Raw genomic sequence first — 20,427 nt, 5'->3', positions numbered from 1 at the left:
ACGTCGAGGTCATTCCAGTCATCCTGTTTGGCACACACCGTGGCCGGCCCGTAGACCTCGGTCAAACCGTACACGTGGGTCAACTCGACCCCGCGGCGCTCCATGGCCTCGAGCGTGGCAATCGGCGGCGGCGCTCCGGCCACGAAGGCATGCAGCCGCTGGCCGATCCCGGCCCAGAGGGCGTCCGGCGCACCCAGCAGCGTGTTGTGCACGATCGGGGCACCGCAGTAATGAGTCACCCGATGGGCTTTGATCAGGCGGAAAATCGCCTCGGCATCGGCCTTCCGGAGGCAGACATTGGTGCCCGCGAGCGCCGCGATGGTCCACGGGAAACACCAGCCGTTGCAGTGATACATCGGCACGGTCCAGAGATAGACCGTGTGTCGGGGCATGCCCCACATCAAGACGTGGTTGATCGCATTGAGGTGGGCGCCGCGGTGATGATACACCACACCCTTGGGATTTCCGGTGGTGCCCGAGGTGTAGTTGAGCGAGATCGCATCCCATTCGTCCGGCGGCGGCGCCCAGGCAAACTCCGGGTCACCCCCCGCCAGAAAGCCCTCGTACTCGGCCTCGCCCAGCCGGTCGCCCGGGCCGGCATACTCGGGGTCGAGCACATCGATGATCATCGGCTTGGCCGAACATTGGCCTAACGCGGCGCGAACCGTCGGACTGAACTCGCGATCCGTGATCAGGACCTTGGCTTCGCCGTGGTCGAGCATGAAGGCGATGGTCGACGCGTCGAGCCGGACGTTCATCGTGTTGAGGACCGCCCCCGTCATCGGGACGCCGAAATGGCATTCGTACATCTCGGGCGTATTGGTCAGCATGACCGCGACGGTATCGCCGCGGCCAATTCCGGCCCGGACCAGGGCCGAGGCCAGCCGCCGGCTCCGCTGGTAGGTTTGGCGCCAAGTGAACTGGCGGGCCCCGTGGAGAACCGCCGGGCGGTCCGGGTACACCGAGGCGCTCCATTCCAGGAACGACACCGGCGAGAGCGGGGCAAAGTTGGCCGCACCCCGGTCGAGGCCGATGTCATAAATCCCGGGGTTCGGCATCGGGCTATCGTTCCCGCCGCGCCAGCGGACGGCCGGCCAGGACCGGTGTCGCCTTGCCGGCATCGATCGCCAGCCGGCCGTTCACCAGGACATAGCGCATCCCCACCGCCAAGAGCTCCGGCGCATCATACGTCGACTGGTCTTCGATCGTGGTGGAATCGAACACCGCGATGTCGGCATAGTTCCCGACGACCAAGGTGCCCCGTTCGGCCAGGCCGAGGATCTGGGCCGTTTGACCACTGCTGGCTTCGATGGCCCGGGTCAGGGAAATGACCCCCCGGTCCAGCGCATACCGGCGGATCTTCCGAGGGAACGTCCCATATTTCCTGGGATGGCCTCCCGATCCGTCCGAACCGGTCACCACGAAGCTCTGGGCCATGAACCGGTCGATATCGGCGTCATTCATATTGAACGACGCCACGCCGGCATCGCCGGCTTTGATGATCTCGAGGGCCGCTGAAATCGAGTCCACCTTCATGGCCGTCGCGATCGCGGCCAAGCGCTGCCCCTTCCACCGCCCCGCGGTCACCAGCAGCGACCCGGCCCCGCCCCGGCGCCGGAGGTTTTCGGTCATCTCTTTGACCAGTTTGTCTCGGGTGGCCGGGTCGTTGATCCGCCGAAGCAAAGAGTCACGCCCGCCCGCTTCGGCCCACCGAGGCAGCAACGATGCGCCTACGCTGGTCCCCGAGGCGGTATAGGGATACTGGTCGGCGGTAACCCGAAGGCCGCCCGCCCGGGCCGCCAGGATCTTGGCGACCACCTCGTCGCTCTTCCCCCAGACGTCGACGCCTAACGCTTTGATGTGGGCAAAGTGAACCGGGAGCGCCGCCTCGCGCCCGATCCGAAGCACTTCGTCCACCGCACCCAGCAGGCCGATCGTGTAGCTCGACTCATCTCGGATATGGGAGTCGTAGTAGCCACCAGCCCGGCCCGCGACCTTGGCGAGCTCGATCACTTCCTCGGTCGTCGCATAGCTGGCGGGCGCATAGTACAAGCCCGTCGAGAGGCCGAAGGCTCCTTCCCGCATTCCTTTGGCCACCAGGGTCCGCATGCTGTCGAGCTCGGCCGCCGTGGGCGCCCGGTCCGCCATGCCGAGCACGTGGCGGCGGATGGTGCCATGACCGACGAGGAACACGGCGTTGACGCCGAGACCGGCGCTGAGCCGCTGGCGGGCGGCCGCCACTTCGAACGGCCCGGAGCCGTCGCTGCCCATCACGACCGTCGTGACACCCTGGGCCAGGAACGGCACCAACCGCCGCCGAATCGGATCCCGGGCATCGGCATCGGTATGGGTGTGGGGGTCGATGAATCCCGGTGCCACCACCAGGCCCCGGGCGTCGATCACTCGTCCCGGCACCACCCTGACCGGGGCATCGCCGATGAAGATGATCCGGTCACCGGCAATCCCGATATCCGCCAGGCGCGGCGGTCCCCCGGTCCCGTCATACACACTGCCACCGCGAATCAGGACATCAATCCGGGCCTGTGCCGCCGCGGGCCCGGCCAGCAGCAATCCGAGGATGGCAACTCGAACGATCATGGCACCAGCTCCGCTTTGGGCTTGGGCTCGACACCCAACACATACTTGGCGAAAAAGTTGTACTCCCGGACGATCTTGTCGAGGGCGTGCCGGGGTTCCTGCAGCCCGTGGGGTTCCCGGGGAAAGAACACCAACTCGACCGGAATGTCGTTCTTCTTGAGCCCCATGTAGAGCTCTTGCGCCTGCCCGACCGGCACCCGGGTATCCTGCTGGCCGTGGAGAATCAGGGTCGGCGTCTTGGCTTGCTTGATGTGCACCATGGCCGAGGCCCGGCGGTAGGCTTGCTCGTCGTCCCAGGGCTCGCCCCCGAAGTAGTCCTCGAGCACCGACTGGAGGTCGTTGGTCGAGTACATCGAGTACATGTTGGTCAGGCCCGCCCCAACCATGATCGCTTTGAACCGATTGGTCTGGGTCAGGGTCCAGGCGCTCATATAACCGCCGTAGCTCCAGCCGCCCTGGGCCAGCTTGGTCGAGTCGGCAATGCCCCGCTTGACCAGGTAATCGAGGCCGGTCTGAATGTCTTGATAGTCGCCGCCACCCCAGTCGCGGTAGTTGGCCGCCAGGTATTTCTCCCCGTAGCCGCTCGAGCCGCGGGGGTTCGGCAGGAACGCCACCCAGCCTTGAGCGGCGTAGACCTGCGCCGGATTGTACCAGTTGGCGGGAAACGATTCGTCCCAGACACCCGATGGGCCGCCGTGGATGATCGCCACCGTCGGGTACCGCTTCCCGGGTTGGTACCCAACCGGATACACCACCACCCCTTCCGCCTCCATCCCGTCCCGGCTCTTCCACCGAACCACTTCGCCCCGGCCCATGGCCACCCCGGCCAACTCCGGATGCAGCGTGGTCAGCGCGGTGTGGACCCAGGGCGATTCGACCCGAGCGACGTACACCTCGTCGGGCGTCTCGACCGTGGAGCGCCCGAACGCAATCATCCGGCCGTCAGCCGACAGCGACGGCGGCCCCCCGGCGAACAGGCCTAACGATCCTTTGAGATCGGAAATCTGCTTGACCGGCCCACCGGCCACCGCGACCTGGTAGAGTTCGGGCCGGGTCCGGGTCACCGCCCAGAAATAGAGCGACTTCCCGTCCGGTGCCCACGCGGTCGGGCCGGGTTGATAGTGGAAATCACCCGCCAGCGTCCGCGGGGCCCCGCCGGCGGCCGCCACCACCACGAGCTTCGATTGCGTCGTCGAAGCCCGATTGGCGGATTTGGTGTCGAACGCGATCCAATTGCCGTCCGGCGACCAGCTCGGATTGGCATCCGGCCCTGCGTTCTCGATCAACCGGCGGGTCGCTCCCGAGGCAACATCGACGATCATGACGTCGGTGTGCCGGCTATCATCGGCCCGCGGCGTCGGCATCGAGACGTAGGCAATCTGCTTCCCGTCGGGCGACCAGGCCGCTCCGATAATCTGATAGTCGCCCTTGACGACCTCGGTAGCCTTCATGGCGCCGAGATCGAAGACATGAAGACGCGCCGGGACGAAATTTCGATCGACCTCGATGGCGTCGTCCTTTTCTTTCTGCTTCCGCTCCTCGTCGGGCGTCGGCTCGCGCCCGGCGACATAGGCGATCCGCCGGCTGTCCGCGGCCCACTCGAGCCCCTGCACGCCCGACTTCGAGTCGGTGAGCTTCTCGGCCTCGCCGCCAAACGGCGAGATCCGATAGATCTGCGGCTTGCCGTCGCGCGTGGACACGAACGCGATCCATTTGCCGTCGGGCGACCACCGCGCCTGATCGTCGACCGCCTTGCTGTTGGTGAGGCGGACCGGCTCACCGCCGGCCGACGACACCAACCAAATGTCCGAGTTGGTGCTGCTCTGTTTCAGGTCCTGCACCGTGACGGTGTAGGCAACCCACCGCCCGTCCGGCGAGATCCGGACGTTGCCGAGCTGCCGCATCCCCGCGGCCTGTTCCGCGGTGATGCCCGACTGCGCCGCCAAGGGCCCCGCCAGAAGCGCGAGGCCCGTCACTACCCGCACAATCATCGTCATGGCACCAGCTCCGGTTTGTCCTTCACCTCGACCCCGAGGACGGTCTTGGCAAAGAATGAGTACTCTCGCTTGATCTTGTCTAATTGATGGCGGGGTTCCGAGAGCCCGTGGCCTTCCCGCGGGAAGAACACCAAGGTGACCGGCACCTCGTTCTTCGTGAGGCCCATGTACAGCTCCTGCGCCTGGCCGATCGGCACCCGGTTGTCCTGCTGGCCGTGGAGAATCAGGGTCGGGGTCTTGGCCTGCTTGATGAACGTCATCGCCGACGCTCGGCGGTAGGCCTGCTCGTCGTCCCAGGGTTCGGCCCCGAAGTAATTCTCCAAGGTGGTTTGGAGGTCGTTGGTCGAGTACATCGAGTACATGTTGGTGAGCCCCGCCCCGACCATGACGCCCTTGAACCGGTTGGTCTGGGTCAAGGTCCACGCCGTCATGTACCCGCCGTAGCTCCAGCCGCTCTGGCCCAGGCGGGTCGAATCGGCGATTCCCCGCTTCACCAAATGGTCGAGCCCGGTTTGAATGTCTTGATAGTCGCCGCCACCCCAGTCCCGGACGTTGGCCTTGAGGTACTTCTCGCCGTACCCGCTCGACCCGCGGACGTTGGGAAAGAAACTCACCCAGCCCTGCCCGGCCCATACGTGGGCGTAATTGCCCCAACTCCCCGGGAAGGACTCCGTCCAGACTCCGGAGGGCCCGCCATGAATGAAGGCCATGGTCGGGTACCGCTTGGCCGGATCGTGGCCGACGGGATAGACCAGGACGCCCTCGATTTCCATCCCGTCCTTGCTCTTCCACCGAATCGTCTCGCTCCGACCTAACGCAATCTGGGCCAGGTCCGGATGATGGTTGGTCAGCCGGCGCGGTTCGATCGCTGCCGAGACCGGCGCGACGTACACGTCGTTGGGCTGCTGCACCGTGCCGAACGTGAACGCCAGGGTCCGCCGGTCCGCCGACATCGTTGGTGAGCTCATCACGCCCCGGACCTGCGTTAGCTGCTTGGGCTCGCCGCCCGCCACCGGGACCGAATACATCTGCGTCGTGGTCCGGGTCGGCGAGGCGAAGAACAGTGTTTGGCCGTCCGCAGACCACGTCGCGGGACCCGGCTGGTAGAGGAAGCTCGGGCTCACCGATCGCGGCCTGCCGCCGTCCGCCGCAATCACGGTCAGCCGTTGCTGCCCGAACGCCCGGAGGGTGTCGCCGCGGGACAAGTAGGCGATCCACCGGCCGTCCGGCGACCACCGGGGCCCGTTGTCGGGTCCGGCGTTCTCGATCAACTGCCGCCGCTCGCCGGTGGCGACCGTGACGATGTGGATGTCGGACCGGCTGCCGTCGTCCGCCTTGGGTGTCGGGGTGGTCGTGAAGGCAATCCGGGTTCCGTCCGGCGACCACTGCGGGTCCCCGACCTGGAATTCACCCTTCACCAACTCGGCGGCCTTCTTGGTGGCCAGGTCGATGGTCCAGAGCCAGCTCATTCGGAAATCGCGATCGACCACGATCGCGTCGTCCTTCTCTTTCTCTTTCTTCTCCTCGTCAGCCGTCGGTGCCCGGGTGGCCAGGAACGCGATCCGCTTCCCATCGGGCGACCATTGGAACGACTGGACCCCGGTCTTCGAATCGGTCAGCTTCTCCGCTTCGCCACCGTGCGGGCGGATCAACCAGACCTGGGGCCGGTCTTCCCGGGCCGACACGAACCCGATCCACCGGCCGTCCGGCGACCACCGGGGTTGGCCGTCCGCTTTCGGGCTCGAGGTCAACCGAACCGGCGGGCAAGCGGCCGGCCCCGCACAATCGGCGGCCACCAGCCACACGTCACTGTTCGCCGCGTTCTGGGCCATATCGGCGGCCGTAACGACATAGGCCACCCACTTCCCGTCCGGTGAGATCTGGGCGTCACTGACCTGGCGGATGGCCAGCACGTCTTCGGCCGTCATCGGCCGCTGGGCCATGGCGGCGACGATCGGCGTATGCAGGGCCGCCACGGCAAGCCCAAATCGGAGTATTCGCATCGGTCTTCACGCTCCACGGGTCGATTGGTTCGAATTGGTATCCAAAGGTGCCGACCTCTGACCAATCCGGCAACCGGTGTTAGAATCCTTGATGCCCATTCTCCTCTCTCAGCGTCATTTGTTCGATATCCCGGCCGACGTGGCGTATCTCAACTGCGCCTATATGTCCCCGCTCGCCAACTCGGTCACCAAGGCCGGGCAGGCGGGGTTGGTCCGGAAGCAGCGGCCGTGGAACGTGTCCCCCGCTGATTTCTTTACCCTGACCCAGCAGGCGCGGGAGACCTTTGCCCGGCTGATCGGACCGGGCGCCGCCGCCGAGGACATCGCGATCGTTCCGGCCGCCAGCTACGGGATGGCCACCGCCGCGGCCAACATCCCCCTCACCAAAGGCGACCGGATCCTGGTGCTGGAGGGCGAGTTCCCCTCGACCATCCTGACCTGGCGGGAACGGGCCCGGGCCACCGGCGCCGAGCTGGTCACGCTGCCGGAACCTCCCGACCACGACTGGACCCGCGTCATCCTGGCCGCCATCGACGACCGGACCCGGGTGGCGGCCCTCCCGGCCGTGCACTGGATCAGCGGCGCGGCGCTCGACCTCAAAGCCATCCGCCAGCGCCTCCAGGCGGTCCAGGGCGCGCTGGTGCTCGACTTGACCCAATCGTTAGGCGCCATGCCCTTCGACGCCGGCGACATCGACCCGGACTTCATGGTGGCCGCCTGTTATAAATGGCTGCTCGGACCGTACAGCACCGGGTTCCTCTACGTGGCGCCCCGCCACCACGGGGGCCGGCCGCTCGAGCACCATTGGTTCGGCCGGGCCGGCTCGGAGAACTTCAGCGGACTCGGGTATCCGGAAGAGTTCCAACCGGGGGCCCGGCGGTTCGACATGGGGGAGCCGGCGAACTTCGCGCTCCTTCCCGCCGCCATCGCCGCCGTCGAGTTGATTCTGAGTTGGGGGGTGGCCAACATCGCGGCAACCGCCGGGGCCTTTGCAGAGGACATCGTCGCCCGCGGCGGCGACCTCGGCCTGACGGCGGTCCCACCGAGGCTCCGGGCGCCGCATTATGTTGGCCTGACCTCGCGGGCCGGGCTGGCCCCCGGATTGGCCGACCGACTGGCCGCCAGCCGGGTGTATGTGACCGTTCGGGGCGGCCGGTCGCTCCGAATTACCCCCCACGTCTATAACGAACCGGCCGACGTCGACCGACTGTTCAGCGTCCTGACCCAGGCCCTGGCTTGACTCGAAGCGGATCGTGCCTTATCTATTTTCCTATGACTCAACCAATCGCGTTGAACCTTTGGTGGTGGCCCTGGCGCATTTCAGCGGTAGGGACTACTGACGTTTGAGTCGATAACTCGATCCTGACACTTGGAGCCCACCGCAGCCGCGGTGGGCTCCTTCGTTTCGGGCCCTTCCGTGCTGCGCGCTCCCCAGCAAGGAAGGCCATGATCATTGTCTTGAAGCACCATGCCACCCGCGCGGACGCCGACGAGCTGATCGATACGATCAGGTCGCAAGGGCTCACACCGCTGCATATGCCCGGTACCGAGCGGGTCGTTCTCGGCGCCCTCGGCGACGAACGGGTCCTCGCCCGACTCGGACTCGAAGCCCACCCAATGGTCGAGAGCGTCAAGCCGATCCTGGCCCCCTACAAGCTGGTGGCCCGCGAACTCCATCCCGCCGACACCGTGGTCGAGCTCGGCGGAGTCCCGATCGGCGGCGAACGGCTGGTCGTGATCGCCGGGCCCTGCTCGGTTGAAAGTGACGAGCAGATGCAGGCCACCGCCACCGCGGTGGTCGCGGCCGGCGCCTCCATCCTCCGAGGCGGCGCCTTCAAGCCCCGGACCAGCCCGTACGCGTTTCAAGGCCTCGGCCAAGCCGGCCTCGAGATCCTGAGGCGGGCCTCCGAAGCGACTGGAACCCCGACCCTGACCGAGGTGGTCGACGCCGCGGACGTGGAGTTGGTCGATCGGTACGCGGACGGGTTTCAAGCCGGCGCCCGGAACATGCAGAATTTCCGGCTTCTCAAGGCGTTAGGCCAGACCCGGAAACCGGTAGTTCTGAAACGCGGTCCGGCCGCTCGCATCGACGACCTGCTGCTCGCGGCCGAGTACATCTTGGCCGAGGGCAATCCGAACGTCATTCTGTGCGAGCGCGGCATCCAGAGTTTCGACCCGGCCACTCGCAATACGCTCGACCTGTCGGCCGTCCCCGCCATCAAGGCGCGCAGCCACCTGCCGGTCATCGTCGATCCGTCCCATGGCACTGGGGTCCGCGAATATGTCGCGCCCATGGCGAAGGCCGCCATCGCCTGCGGGGCGGACGGACTGCTCATCGAGGTTCATGTCGACCCGCGAACCGCCCTGTCCGACGGACACCAATCGCTTTTCCCAGCCCAATTCGCGGCGTTGATGCGTGACCTCGGCCGGTTCGCCGCGGCGGCGGGGAGGACCCTGTGACGCCAACCCGCCTCGGAATCGTGACCCCGGTGGTCCGGCGGATCCCGGGCGCCGGTGACCCGCTTAGCTGGTATCGGGCCGTCAGCGCCGACGGGGCCACGCCCCACACCCAGCTGCTTGAGTCCGCCGACCACACGCCCGGCGGAACGACCCGGAGCTTGATCGGCGTCCGCTCCGCGGTGCACCTCACCGCCGACCGAACGACCGTCACGGTCGCTCCGACCTCGCCGAACGGCCCGGCCGCCATTGCCTGGCTGGCCGAGCGGCGGCCGGACGGCCGAACCGACTCAGCCGGCATCTTTCGACTCGCGATACCGGCCGGTGGACCCGATCCGGCGGAGCGGGACCGGTTCCGCCAACCGTCCCCCCTCGATATCGTCCGGGAGTTGGCCGGCCAGATCCAACTCGCCGGCGCCCCGGCGCGGTGGTGCCATCTCCTGATCGGCACCATCGGCTACGACGCGATCGACTATTTCGAGACGTTGCCGGCGGGGCCCCAACCCGAGGCCGAGGCGCCTCGGGTCGAGTTCTGGGTTCCCGATCGGCTCATCGTCGTGGACCACACGAGAGACACCACGACCCTCATCGCCACGACCTGGTCCGGTCCCGGCGACGAGTACCGCCGCCATGATGCCAGCGCCGACCTGGCCGCCCTCGTCGAGTTGGGGTCCGGTCTTCCCGCCAACCTCGCCCACCGCCGCCTGGACGGCGGCATACCTGAGGCCCCGGCCGTCGACCAGGATGACCCAGCCTTCGAGGCCGTCGTGACCGAACTCGCCGAACACCTCCGCGCAGGCGACGGATATCAGGTGGTGGCCTCCCGGACGTTCACGCTTCCCTGTCCCGAGCCGTTGACGGCCTATGGGATTCTCCGAGCCGCCAATCCCAGCCCGTATCTCTTCTTCCTCAACGGCCCCGCCACCGTGCTGTTCGGCGCCTCGCCGGAAACGTGCCTGCGCGTCGACGGACCAACTCGACGGGCCACCATTGTCCCGATTGCCGGAACAGTTCCGAGGGGTCGGCGACCGGACGGGACGATCGACCCGGACCTCGATACCCGCTACGAGGTCGCGCTCCGCTCCGATCCCAAGGAACTCGCCGAGCACCTGATGCTGGTCGATTTGGCCCGGAACGACCTGGCCCGGATTTCGATGCCGGGCACTCGTTCGGTAACCCGGCTCCTCGACGTGGAACGATACAGCCACGTGATGCACTTGGTCTCCGAAGTAACCGGCGTCCTCCGCGACGGCGTCGACGCGATCGAGGCCTACGCGGCGACGATGCCGATGGGGACGCTGGTCGGGGCGCCGAAGCTCGAAGCCGCGTCGTTGCTCCGGCGGGTCGAACCCGGTCGCCGGGGCTACTACGGGGGCGCGGTCGGATACCTGCTGTCGGATGGCTCGCTCGAAACCGCGATCGTGATCCGATCCGCAGTGGTCCGCGATGGGGTCGCCTCGGTTCGCGCTGGTGCCGGCATCGTCCTGGACTCGATCCCGGCCAAGGAGGCGGCCGAGACCCGCCGGAAAGCCGCGGCCGTCATCGGCGCGATCCAGCGCGCGGCGCCCGAGGTGGCAAATGCCTAACGTCTTGTCCGTCACCCTGCTCGACAATCGTGATTCGTTCACCTACAACCTGGCCGAAGAATTCGCCGTCCGGGGGGCCCAGATCGAGGTCATCCGCCACGAGGCGACGGCCCGGCGGGTCCTTGCCCAGGCCACTCGACCCGGCGGGCCGAGACTCTTGGTCATATCGCCTGGCCCGGGAACGCCCTCGGGTGCCGGATGTTGCCTCGAGGTGGTCCGCGGGGCGCTCGGCCGGGTACCACTCTTCGGCGTTTGCCTCGGGCATCAGGCCCTCGTCGAGGCCACGGGAGGCACCGTGGCCCGGGCCCCCGAGGCGGTGCACGGCAAGGCCGTCTCGATCGGGCACGACGGCAAGCCGCCGTTCAACGGCCTGCCGAGCCCAATGCCGGCGGGGCGGTACCACTCGCTCGTGGCGACGGCCCTGCCGGCCGAACTCGAGTTGGCCGCCGAGGCCGACGGGATCGTCATGGCCGTTCGGCATCGCCATGCCCCCGCCATCGGGGTCCAGTTTCACCCCGAATCGGTTCTGACCCCGGAGGGCGGGCGGCTGATCGGCAACGTGATCGCCTGGGCTATTCATGCCGGTCGCTGATTTGCTCGAGACCCTCAGCCATCGCCACCTCGACCAGGCGGAGAGCTACCGGACCTTTGAGATGCTGCTCTCGGGCTGCTTTTCCGAGGTCGAGATCACCGCGGTGCTCGTCGCGCTCAAGACCCGGGGCGAAAGCGCCGATGAAATTGCCGGCGCCGCCATGGCCCTTCGCGACGCCGCGCGGCCGTTTCCGAAACCGCCCGGACCGGTGGCCGACACCTGCGGCACCGGCGGCGACCGGAGCGGCACCATCAACATCTCGACCGCCGCCGCCTTTGTCGCCGCCGCGGGCGGCGTACCGGTGGCCAAGCATGGCAACCGGGCCACGACCTCCCGGTGTGGCTCGGCCGACCTGATCGAGGCGTTAGGCATTCCCCTGGACCTGGCGCCGAGCCTCGCCCGCCGGGCGCTGGATGATGCCGGGATCTGCTTTCTGTTCGCCCCCGCCTACCACGCCGGCGTCCGGCTGGCCTCGGCCGTCCGGCAGACCCTCAAGACCCGGACCGTGTTCAACCGGCTCGGTCCCCTGGCCAACCCGGCCCGGCCCGAGATTCAGCTGATGGGGATCTACGCCGCCGGCCTTTGCCGCTCCACGGCGTTGACCCTGGGCCGGCTTGGATGCCGTTCCGCGCTGGTCGTGCACGGCGGCGGCCTCGATGAGTTGGCCCTCCACCACCATTCTGAGGCGACGTTGCTCCAGGACGGTAACCTGACGGACCTGATCCTCACTCCGGAAGACGCCGGGCTGCCGAGGTATCCGGTCAGCGCCTTGCTGGCGGAAGGGGGGCCGGCCGACGCGGCGGTATGGCTCCGGGAACTCCTCGCTGGCCGGGCGCCCGACGCGCACCTCGCGGCCGTCGCCCTCAACGCGGGCGCCCTGTTCTGGATCGCGGGGGTGGCACCCGATCTTCGTTCCGGCGTCAACGTCGCTCGGGAGATTCTCGGCCGCGGCACCGCGACGGCGACCCTCGAACGGCTGATCGAGGCGTCCCATGGGACTTGAGTCGATGGTTGCCGCCACCCGGGTGGACCTGGAGGCGCGGCGCGAGCGGCGGCCGCTCGCCGAGTTGCTGGAGGGGCTCGAGCCAAGCGATCGCAACTTCGAGGCGGCCCTCCAGCACGAGCATCCCGCGTTTATCCTGGAAATCAAGCCGGCCTCGCCGTCCCGCGGCCGGATCAGGGCGGCTTCGGAACTCGACGCCGTGATCCGGGCCTACCGGGGGTTCGCCACCGCCGTCAGCGTCCTGACCGATCACCGGTTTTTCGGCGGGTCGTTTGAGTTGCTCAGCCGAGTCCGCGCCAGCCTCTCCCAGCCGGTGCTCTGCAAGGGCTTCATCCTGGATGCCTATCAGGTCGTCGAGGCTCGGCGGGCCGGGGCCGACGCCGTCCTCCTGATGCTGTCGCTCCTCGACGACGCCCAATATCGAGCCGCCGCCGACCTGGCCGGCCGGCTCCGGATGGCCGTCCTGGCCGAGGTTCACAGCGCGTCCGAGATGGCCCGGGCGACGGCGTTAGGCGCCACCCTCATCGGGATCAACAATCGCGACCTTCGGACCCTCGACGTTGACTTGGCGGTGACCGAGCGGCTGGCGCCGTTGGCCCCGGCAGCGGCAATCGTGATTTCGGAATCGGGGATCGGATCGCCCGCCGACGTCCGTCGCCTCGCACCCATCGTCGACGGATTCCTCGTCGGCTCGGCCCCGATGGCCTCGGCCAATCCCGAGGTGACCACGCGGGAACTGATCTTCGGTCCGACCAAGGTGTGCGGACTGACCTCGCCGGACGACGCGGCCGCCGCCTGGCAGTTCGGGGCCACCCATGGCGGATTGGTGTTCGCCGTCGATTCGCCGCGGGCCGTGACGGTGGCCTCGGCCCGGCCAATTCGGGCCGCCGCCGGCCTTCAGTGGACCGGGGTGTTCGTGAACGAACCCGAGCGCCGAGTTGCCGCCATCGCCAACGACTTGGGCCTGCAGGCGGTTCAACTCCACGGCGACGAAGACGCGAGCTACGCGGTTCACCTTCGAGCCAGACTCTCCCCGGACACGGAGATTTGGAAAGCGGTGCCGGTTGGATCGGTGCCCCCGCCGGCAACCGTCCAAGCGTTCGACCGCCGCCTCCTCGATCGAGCCGACCCCAACCGGAGGGGCGGAACCGGGCGAACGTTCGACTGGGGCCTCCTAGCCGGGCTGGCCGATCCGGATCGGTGCATCCTGAGCGGCGGACTTACGCCCCGCAACGTGACGGCCGCGGCAGCCACCGGCATCAGCTTTCTCGACGTGAGCTCGGGGGTCGAGCGGGCGCCGGGCCGAAAGGATCATTCGACCCTCGCCCGTTTCTTTGCCGCACGCCGGGCGGCATCCATCTCCAGGAGGATCAGCTGATGAAACTGCCGACGCGGTTTGGTGCCTTCGGGGGAACGTTCGTGCCCGAAATCCTTCTGCCGGCGCTCGAAGAGCTCGAAACGGCCTTCATCCTCGCTCGCGAAGACCCGGCTTTTCAGACCGAACTCCAGGCCCTGCTCATTCACTACGCCGGGCGTCCGACCCCGCTGTATCGCTGCGTGCGCACCGGCGATGGGTGCCCCGTCTGGCTCAAGCGGGAGGACCTCCTCCACGGCGGCGCGCACAAAACCAATCAGGCGCTCGGCCAGGGGCTCCTGGCTAAACGGTTACGCAAGACTCGGCTCATCGCGGAAACCGGCGCGGGACAACATGGCGTGGCCACCGCGATGGCGGGCGCCGTGTTCGGATTCGAGACGGTGATCTACATGGGCGCCAAGGATATCGAACGCCAAGGGTCGAACGTTGATCGGATGCGACTGTTCGGAGCCGAGGTGATTCCGGTCACGACCGGTGGTGCCACCCTCAAGGACGCGATCAATGAGGCGCTTCGCGACTGGTCCGCCTCCTACGCGAACACCCACTACCTCCTGGGGACCGTTGCCGGCCCGCACCCCTACCCCACGATGGTGCGGGACTTCCAACGGATCATCGGTGACGAGGCCCGGCGCCAATTCCTGGCGGCCACCGGCAGCTTGCCTGACGTCGTGGTCGCCGCGGTCGGCGGCGGCTCGAACGCGATCGGGATCTTCACGGCGTTTCTTGGCGATCCCGTCGACCTAATCGGGGTCGAGCCCGGGGGCTGCGGGCTCGACACCAACCACCATGGTGCCACCCTCCGCCTGGGACGGCCCGGCGTCTTGCACGGCGCGCACACCATGGTCCTCCAAAACGCCCACGGGCAAATCCTCGAGTCCCATTCGATTTCGGCCGGGCTCGACTACCCCGCCGTCGGGCCCGAACACGCCCATCTTGCCGCCACCGGACGGGTCATGTACCGGAGCTGCACCGACGCCGCCGCGGTCGCGGCGTTCACCGACTTGGCCGCCCGTGAAGGGATTCTTCCCGCCCTCGAAAGTGCCCATGCTCTGTCAGTGGCGGCCGAGCTCGCGGCCGACGGCCGATACCAGTCCATTCTCGTGAATTTGTCCGGTCGCGGAGACAAAGACCTCGCAGCCGTCGAGCGGTTTCTCGAGAAGGTCCGTCGATGAGCCACCAACGGTACCCCGAGATGTTTCGGCGCCTCGAGGCCCGCCGGGAAGGCGCCTTCATCCCGTTCGTTATGCTCGGTGACCCCGACCTCGCCACCTCGGCTCGGATTCTCGTCGAGCTTGCGGAGTCCGAAGCTGACGCGATTGAGGTCGGCATTCCGTTTTCCGATCCGGTGGCTGATGGCCCCGTCATCCAAGCCGCCGCCGTCCGCGCCCTGGCGGCCGGAACCACGCCGGCCGCCTGCTGGACCTTGATCCGAGGTCTGCGACGCCGGCGAGGGACCCTTCCGATCGGCGTCCTGACCTACACTAACCTCGCGCTCCAGCGCGGGCCCGAGCAATTCTACCACGAGGCGGCGGCCTCGGGAGCCGACTCGGTCTTGCTCGCGGATCTCGGCTCCGAAGAAGCGACGCCGTTCGCCGCCCTCGCCCGGGCAGCGGGGATCGCCTCGATCATGATCGTGCCGCCGAACGCGACACCGGAACGGCTATCGCGGCTCGCCAACCTCACCGAAGGCTTCAGCTATGTCACCCGGCGCTCTGGTGTCACTGGGGAGGACTCGACCGAGGCGGCGTCGACCGCGGGCTTGATTCGCGACCTCAAGCGGACCGGCGCCCCGCCGGCCCTCTTGGGTTTCGGGATCGGAGAACCCAGCCACGTCCGCGAGGCTCTCGCCCTGGGAGCGGCCGGGGCGATCTCCGGATCGGCCCTCGTTCGCCGAATCGCCACGGCCGCACCCGACCGACTCGGCGAGGTGACCCGCACATTCGTGGCTGAGATGAAAGCCGCCACCCGATCCCTCGGGGTTGCCTCTAGCGGTCGGGGGCTTGAGAATTAGGCGACCCCTTTCCAATGGCAGCATGGCCTCCATCAGACCAATCCAGGCCCCCGGCACCCTCCGCCCGGCCGGCCACTACGCTCAGGCCGTCGTTCATGGCGGCCTTGTTTATGTCTCCGGCCAGCTTCCCTCCGATCTGGAGACCGGCGCCCCGCGAGTCGGGACCATCGAGGAACAGACCGAGCTCTGCTTGGCCAACATCGGCCGGATCCTCGAATCCGCCGGCAGCGGACTCGAGTTCGCGCTCCAGATGTCGATTTTCATCTCGCGGATCGAGGACTGGGCCACCATCAACGCGGTCTACGCCCGGATCATGGGGAGCGCCCGCCCGACCCGCGCGGTGGTGCCCGTTGGACCTCTGCACCACGGGGCCGGGCTGGAGATTGTCTGCGTGGCGGCCGTGGCGCTGACGGAGGGCCCCACCCCATGAACCGGACTCACTCGCTGGTCGCCGCGCTCCTGGCCGGCGCACCCATCACGACGCGGGCCCAACCGGCCCCCGAGCCCTCCGTTCGGGCCGCCCTCGACATCCTTCGGCGCGACAACGCCTGGACCCTCGAGCAGCAGATTTCGCTGTGTGAAATCCCCGCCCCGCCGTTCAAGGAAGCCGTCCGTGGGGCCGAGTATGCTCGCCGGCTGGAAGCGTTAGGCTATCGGGTGGTGACCGACCGGATCGGCAATGTCATCGCCACCCGGCCCGGCACCGGTGGCGGCCGCCGTCTGGTGCTAGCGGCCCATCTCGACACGGTGTTTCCCGAGGGCACCGACGTCACCGTCAGCCGGGACGGCGGTCGGCTCAAGGGCCCCGGCATCGGCGACGACTGCCGCGGCCTCGCGGTGGTGTTGAGCGTGGCCCGGGCCATGGCCCTGGCCAACGTCACCACCGCGGGCGATGTGGTCTTTGTCGCCAATGTCGGCGAGGAGGGCCCCGGCAACCTCCGGGGCACCCTCCATCTGTTCGACGAACAGTCGGCCGGGCCGATCGACGCGTTTGTCTCGGTCGACGGCGTCGGCCTCGGCATGGTGACGGGCGCGGTCGGCAGCAACCGGTATCGGGTCACGTTCCAGGGTCCCGGCGGGCACAGCTTCGGGGATTTCGGGATCCCCAATCCGATGCACGCGATGGGACGCGCCATCGCCGCGATCGCCGATCTCACGGTCCCGAGTTCGCCTCGGACCATCTTCAACGTGGGCGTGGTCGAAGGCGGCACCTCGGTGAATTCGATCACCGCAACGGCCACGATGCAGATCGATCTTCGGTCGGAATCCGCCGCGGCCCTCGCGGCGCTCGATGACCAAGTCCACCGGGCCATCCGGGCGGCGGCCGCCACCGAGAAGGCTCGCTGGCCGGGGTCGACGGCGGCCCTCGGGGCGACCATCGACGTGATCGGCAAGCGGGCCGCGGGGTCGCAACCGGACACCCTCTGGCTCGCCCGGGCGGCCCAGGCCGCCGCCAAGACGTTAGGATTTCCGGTACCCCAAGGCGCGGCGGCGAGCACCGACGCGAACGTGCCGATCGCTCGGGGCATCCCCGCCCTCGCCATCGATGGCGGGGGCCGGGCGGACGGGGCCCATTCCTTGGGTGAGTGGTACGAAGACGGGGACCGGGGCTACCTCGGCCCCCAGTGGGCGCTCCTGATCGCGGTCGCGGCGACCGGACGCTGATTTACCGGGGCCAGCCGTCCGGCCGGCCGGCCGTCAGGAGAATGATGGGTGACTTGATATCCCCCGCTCCGACAAGGAGTTAGATTTCCGTCCCTCGACGGCACGAACCGGGCGTTGAAACCTGGAATCCGACGGGGTCGGCCACCCCCTCTTTCAGGTCCGACGATGCCCAATAAGAATATTCCCATCATCGACTTATGTCCGGTTCGTCGCAATTTGAAACTATCGCGTGAAGCGATGCGTACTACCCCCTGTTCCAGTCCCAATTTGAGCAAAGGAAAGACCGCGATGAGGTTTTGGGCTCCCGCCATCCTGTTGGGCATCTGCACCGCGACCGCCTCGGCGCAGCAAGTGGCCCCCCGGCTGTCACTGGCCCAGGCACTCGAGCAAGCCCAGCGCTCGAGTCCCGCCTATCGGCAAATCCTCAATGATGCCGGCGCGGCGCGGTGGGGCGTTCGAAACGCCTATGCCAACGCGCTGGTGCCCCAGTTTTCGGTTGGGAGCAGTCTGTCCTACACCGGCTCGGGGTCGGCCACGTTCGGCGGCTCGCTCTTCAATCAGTCGTCCCCGACCCTCTCGTCCGGGTATGGCGTCCAGCTCGACTGGCAGGTCTCCGGCACCACGCTGGCGGCCCCGGGTCAACAGCGGGCCAATCAGACGGCCGTCGGCGAGGATATCAACAACGCCCTCGTCGGTCTCCGGTACGATGTCACTTTCCAGTACCTCGCCGCGCTGCAGGGCGCGGCGCAATCCGGAGTGGCACGCCAACAGGTGACGCGGAACACCGAGTTCCTCGGCCTGGCCCAGGCCCGGTACCAGGTGGGCCAAGCCACGATTCTCGACGTCAAGCAGGCCGAAGTTCAGAAGGGCCAAGCCGACGTCGCGCTCCTCCGGGCCGAGCAAACGGAGAGTGACGCGAAGCTGGAATTGCTGCGCCGGATCGGCGTCAACGCCCCTGCGGCCATTGCCGAGTTGGCCCTGACCGACTCGTTTCCGGTGACCCAGCCCGCCTGGGAGCTGGGCCAGTTGATGAGCGTGGCCATCGAGCAGAACCCGACGCTCCGGGCCTCCCGGGCCCGTGAGTCCGCCGCCGACTACTCGGTTCGAGCCCAGAAGTCCCGGTACCTCCCCACCCTCAATTTTTCGGCGGGCTGGAACGGGTTTACCCAGCAGTTTACCAACAGCGGCGTCCTGATCGGCCAGTCGCTCGAACGAGCCCAAGGGAACCTCACGAACTGCACGTTCCAAAACAGTTTGATTGGAAGCCTTCCGGGCGGGGGCATCGGCGGCCAGGCCGGCAACGGGATCATTCCCGACTGCAAGGCTCGCTTCAACTTGGACGCGACCGGCGATCAGCTGACCCCGGAGACCATCGCCGCCATCAAGAAAGCCAACAACGTCTTCCCGTTCAGCTTTACCAGTCAGCCCTTCCGGGCCCAAGTTCAGATCTCGCTCCCGATTTTCGACGGGTTCCAGCGTGACCTGTCGGTGTCGCAGGCCCGGGCCCAGCGCGACGACCTGCGCGAAGCCGTCCGGGCCCGCGAGCTGCAACTCCGGACCGACGTCCAGTCGCGATATCTCGGCTTGCAGACCTCGTTCCGCGCCATTGCGGTCCAGGCGGCCAACCGCGACGCCTCCCGCGACCAGCTTCGGTTGGCCCAGGATCGGTACCGGTTAGGCGCCGGCAGCGCGCTCGATGTCACCGATGCCCAGAACAACGTCCAGCGGGCTGAAGGCGATTACGTCAACTCGGTTTACGAGTACCACAAGGCCATCGCCGCGCTCGAGTTCGCGGTGGGCCGTTCACTCCGCCAGTAGGCGGGGACACCAACCATGTCGAAACGCACCAAGTTCACCATCGCGTTCGTCGCCCTTGTCGGCGCGGGCTTCGCCATCTTCTCGCTGACGGCCGCTCGGTCGGACCGCAATACCACCGAGGTCCGGATGGAGGCGGTCGGGCAGCGTTCGCTGGTCGCGGCGGTGACCGCGAGCGGCAAGATCGAAGCCGACGCCCAGGTCGACATCTCCGCCGACATCACCGGCCGGATCGTTCAGCTGGGCGTCAAGGAAGGTGACCTGGTCAAGAAGGGCCAGTTCCTGATCCAGATCGACCCGGCACAATACCAGTCGGCCGTCAAGCGCCTCGAAGGATTGTTGGCGTCGAACCAGGCCAATGTGGTGCAGGCGCAGACCAACCGCGATCAGCTGAAGCGGCAACTCGACCGCTGGAACGAGATGCGGAAGATCAACGCGGCGTTGGTCTCGCAAGAACAAGTCGAGCAGGCCCAGCAGCAGTACGACGTCGCCGTGGCCTCCCACAACGCGGGCCTCGCCAACGTCGAGCAGGCTCGCGGCTCCCTGTCGGAGTCCCGCGATCAGCTGAGCAAGACCCGGATTCTCTCCCCGATCAACGGCCGGGTGGTCCGGCTCCCGGTTGAAGTCGGAGAAGTGGCCGTGCCGGGCACCTTTTCGCGCGAGACCGGGCGGCTGATGACCATTGCTGACTTGGGCACCATCTTGGCAAAAGTCAAAGTCGATGAGACCGACGTCGTCCGGGTTCACCTGGGCGATTCCGTCGAAGTCAGCATCGATGCGTTCCAGGACAGCGCCTTCGCGGGCCGGGTCACCAAGATTTCGAATAGTGCGTCGGCCGCAACGGCTGCCGCGGGCGGCTCAACCGATCGAGCCGTCGATTTCGACGTCGAGATCACCCTGGACAACCCCCCGGCCGGGGTCCGCCCTGATCTATCGGCCACCAGCCGGATCATCACCGACACCCGGACCCGAGCCACGGCCATTCCGATCATCGCGTTGACGGTCCGCCAACACGAGGAACTCCCGAACGAGTTGAAGCCGGAGCAGTCCGGCGGCACGGCGGCCACGAAGGAAAAGGACCGGGAGGGCGTGTTCGTGGTCCAAAACGGCGTCGCCACCTTCCGAGCCGTCAAAGTCGGCATCGCCGGCGACGAGTATTTCGAAGTCCTCGACGGTCTCAAGGTCGGTGACTCGATCGTGGCGGGGCCCTACCAAGCCGTCCGCGATCTCAAAGACTCGACCAAGGTTCGCACCGCGAAGGTCGAGAAGGGCGCCAAAAAGCCCTGAGCGACCTCGTGATCCAGATTACCGATCTGACCCGGGAG

Annotated in this window: 16 protein-coding genes (1 of these 16 cut by a window edge); 12 read left to right on the top strand and 4 right to left on the bottom strand. The window is 67.4% G+C overall.

Features of this window, described 5'->3' with window-relative positions; all coding sequences use genetic code 11:
- The 4 genes in view from EXR94_11575 to EXR94_11560 are tightly spaced (at most 4 nt apart) and all read right to left on the bottom strand, a layout consistent with a single transcriptional unit that may run on beyond the window.
- A protein-coding gene (locus tag EXR94_11575; GenBank protein ID MSR03359.1) for an acyl-CoA synthetase crosses the window boundary here: on the bottom strand, nt 1-1,058 show its 5' portion. 586 nt of this gene lie to the left of the window's left edge; the window shows 1,058 of its 1,644 coding nt (coding positions 1-1,058); the start codon lies at nt 1,056-1,058; its stop codon lies off the left edge, out of view.
- A 4-nt stretch (nt 1,059-1,062) separates the two neighbouring features.
- Nucleotides 1,063-2,598 carry a D-aminoacylase gene (locus EXR94_11570; GenBank protein MSR03358.1) on the bottom strand — a complete coding sequence of 512 codons (1,536 nt, stop codon included), beginning with the start codon at nt 2,596-2,598 and terminating at the stop codon, nt 1,063-1,065.
- Nucleotides 2,595-4,595 (bottom strand): S9 family peptidase, encoded by a 2,001-nt coding sequence (locus EXR94_11565; GenBank protein MSR03357.1) that lies wholly within the window; start codon nt 4,593-4,595, stop codon nt 2,595-2,597. Before EXR94_11565 ends, EXR94_11570 begins: the two co-directional genes overlap by 4 nt.
- Entirely contained in the window at nt 4,592-6,598 is a 2,007-nt protein-coding gene (locus EXR94_11560; protein MSR03356.1) for a S9 family peptidase, read from the bottom strand. Before EXR94_11560 ends, EXR94_11565 begins: the two co-directional genes overlap by 4 nt.
- Before the next feature lie 97 nt (nt 6,599-6,695).
- Between EXR94_11560 and EXR94_11555 the strand changes: the two genes are divergently transcribed.
- The 12 genes from EXR94_11555 (at nt 6,696) to EXR94_11500 (ending at nt 20,389) form a co-directional block, all read left to right on the top strand.
- Entirely contained in the window at nt 6,696-7,838 is a 1,143-nt protein-coding gene (locus tag EXR94_11555; protein ID MSR03355.1) for an aminotransferase class V-fold PLP-dependent enzyme, read from the top strand.
- A 206-nt stretch (nt 7,839-8,044) separates the two neighbouring features.
- Nucleotides 8,045-9,058 (top strand): 3-deoxy-7-phosphoheptulonate synthase, encoded by a 1,014-nt coding sequence (gene aroF / locus EXR94_11550; GenBank protein ID MSR03354.1) that lies wholly within the window; start codon nt 8,045-8,047, stop codon nt 9,056-9,058.
- On the top strand, nt 9,055-10,641 hold the full coding sequence (locus EXR94_11545; protein MSR03353.1) for an anthranilate synthase component 1: 1,587 nt from the start codon (nt 9,055-9,057) through the stop codon (nt 10,639-10,641). The genes aroF and EXR94_11545 overlap by 4 nt, the downstream gene beginning before the upstream one ends.
- Nucleotides 10,634-11,233, top strand: coding sequence for an aminodeoxychorismate/anthranilate synthase component II (locus EXR94_11540; GenBank protein MSR03352.1), 600 nt, complete (start codon nt 10,634-10,636; stop codon nt 11,231-11,233). Before EXR94_11545 ends, EXR94_11540 begins: the two co-directional genes overlap by 8 nt.
- Nucleotides 11,220-12,236, top strand: a complete 1,017-nt coding sequence (gene trpD, locus EXR94_11535; GenBank protein ID MSR03351.1) for an anthranilate phosphoribosyltransferase — start codon at nt 11,220-11,222, stop codon at nt 12,234-12,236. Before EXR94_11540 ends, trpD begins: the two co-directional genes overlap by 14 nt.
- Nucleotides 12,226-13,614 (top strand): bifunctional indole-3-glycerol-phosphate synthase TrpC/phosphoribosylanthranilate isomerase TrpF, encoded by a 1,389-nt coding sequence (gene trpF, locus EXR94_11530; protein ID MSR03350.1) that lies wholly within the window; start codon nt 12,226-12,228, stop codon nt 13,612-13,614. Before trpD ends, trpF begins: the two co-directional genes overlap by 11 nt.
- Nucleotides 13,614-14,783 (top strand): tryptophan synthase subunit beta, encoded by a 1,170-nt coding sequence (trpB, locus tag EXR94_11525; GenBank protein MSR03349.1) that lies wholly within the window; start codon nt 13,614-13,616, stop codon nt 14,781-14,783. Before trpF ends, trpB begins: the two co-directional genes overlap by 1 nt.
- Nucleotides 14,780-15,622 (top strand): tryptophan synthase subunit alpha, encoded by an 843-nt coding sequence (gene trpA / locus EXR94_11520; GenBank protein ID MSR03348.1) that lies wholly within the window; start codon nt 14,780-14,782, stop codon nt 15,620-15,622. Before trpB ends, trpA begins: the two co-directional genes overlap by 4 nt.
- 22 nt (nt 15,623-15,644) lie before the next feature.
- On the top strand, nt 15,645-16,052 hold the full coding sequence (locus EXR94_11515; protein MSR03347.1) for a RidA family protein: 408 nt from the start codon (nt 15,645-15,647) through the stop codon (nt 16,050-16,052).
- Nucleotides 16,049-17,287, top strand: coding sequence for a M20/M25/M40 family metallo-hydrolase (locus EXR94_11510; GenBank protein MSR03346.1), 1,239 nt, complete (start codon nt 16,049-16,051; stop codon nt 17,285-17,287). The genes EXR94_11515 and EXR94_11510 overlap by 4 nt, the downstream gene beginning before the upstream one ends.
- 165 nt (nt 17,288-17,452) lie before the next feature.
- Complete coding sequence (locus EXR94_11505) at nt 17,453-19,105, top strand: TolC family protein (GenBank protein MSR03345.1); 1,653 nt, start codon at nt 17,453-17,455, stop codon at nt 19,103-19,105.
- Nucleotides 19,106-19,120: 15 nt separating this feature from the next.
- Nucleotides 19,121-20,389: an efflux RND transporter periplasmic adaptor subunit gene (locus EXR94_11500; GenBank protein MSR03344.1), complete on the top strand. Its 1,269-nt coding sequence runs from the start codon at nt 19,121-19,123 to the stop codon at nt 20,387-20,389.
- Nucleotides 20,390-20,427: the final 38 nt, after the last annotated feature.

It is taken from the genome of Gemmatimonadota bacterium, from assembly GCA_009692115.1.
Lineage (GTDB): Bacteria > Gemmatimonadota > Gemmatimonadetes > Gemmatimonadales > GWC2-71-9 > SHZU01.
Note: the sequence above shows the minus strand (reverse complement) of the source record. Positions and strands in the feature narration are given on the sequence as shown.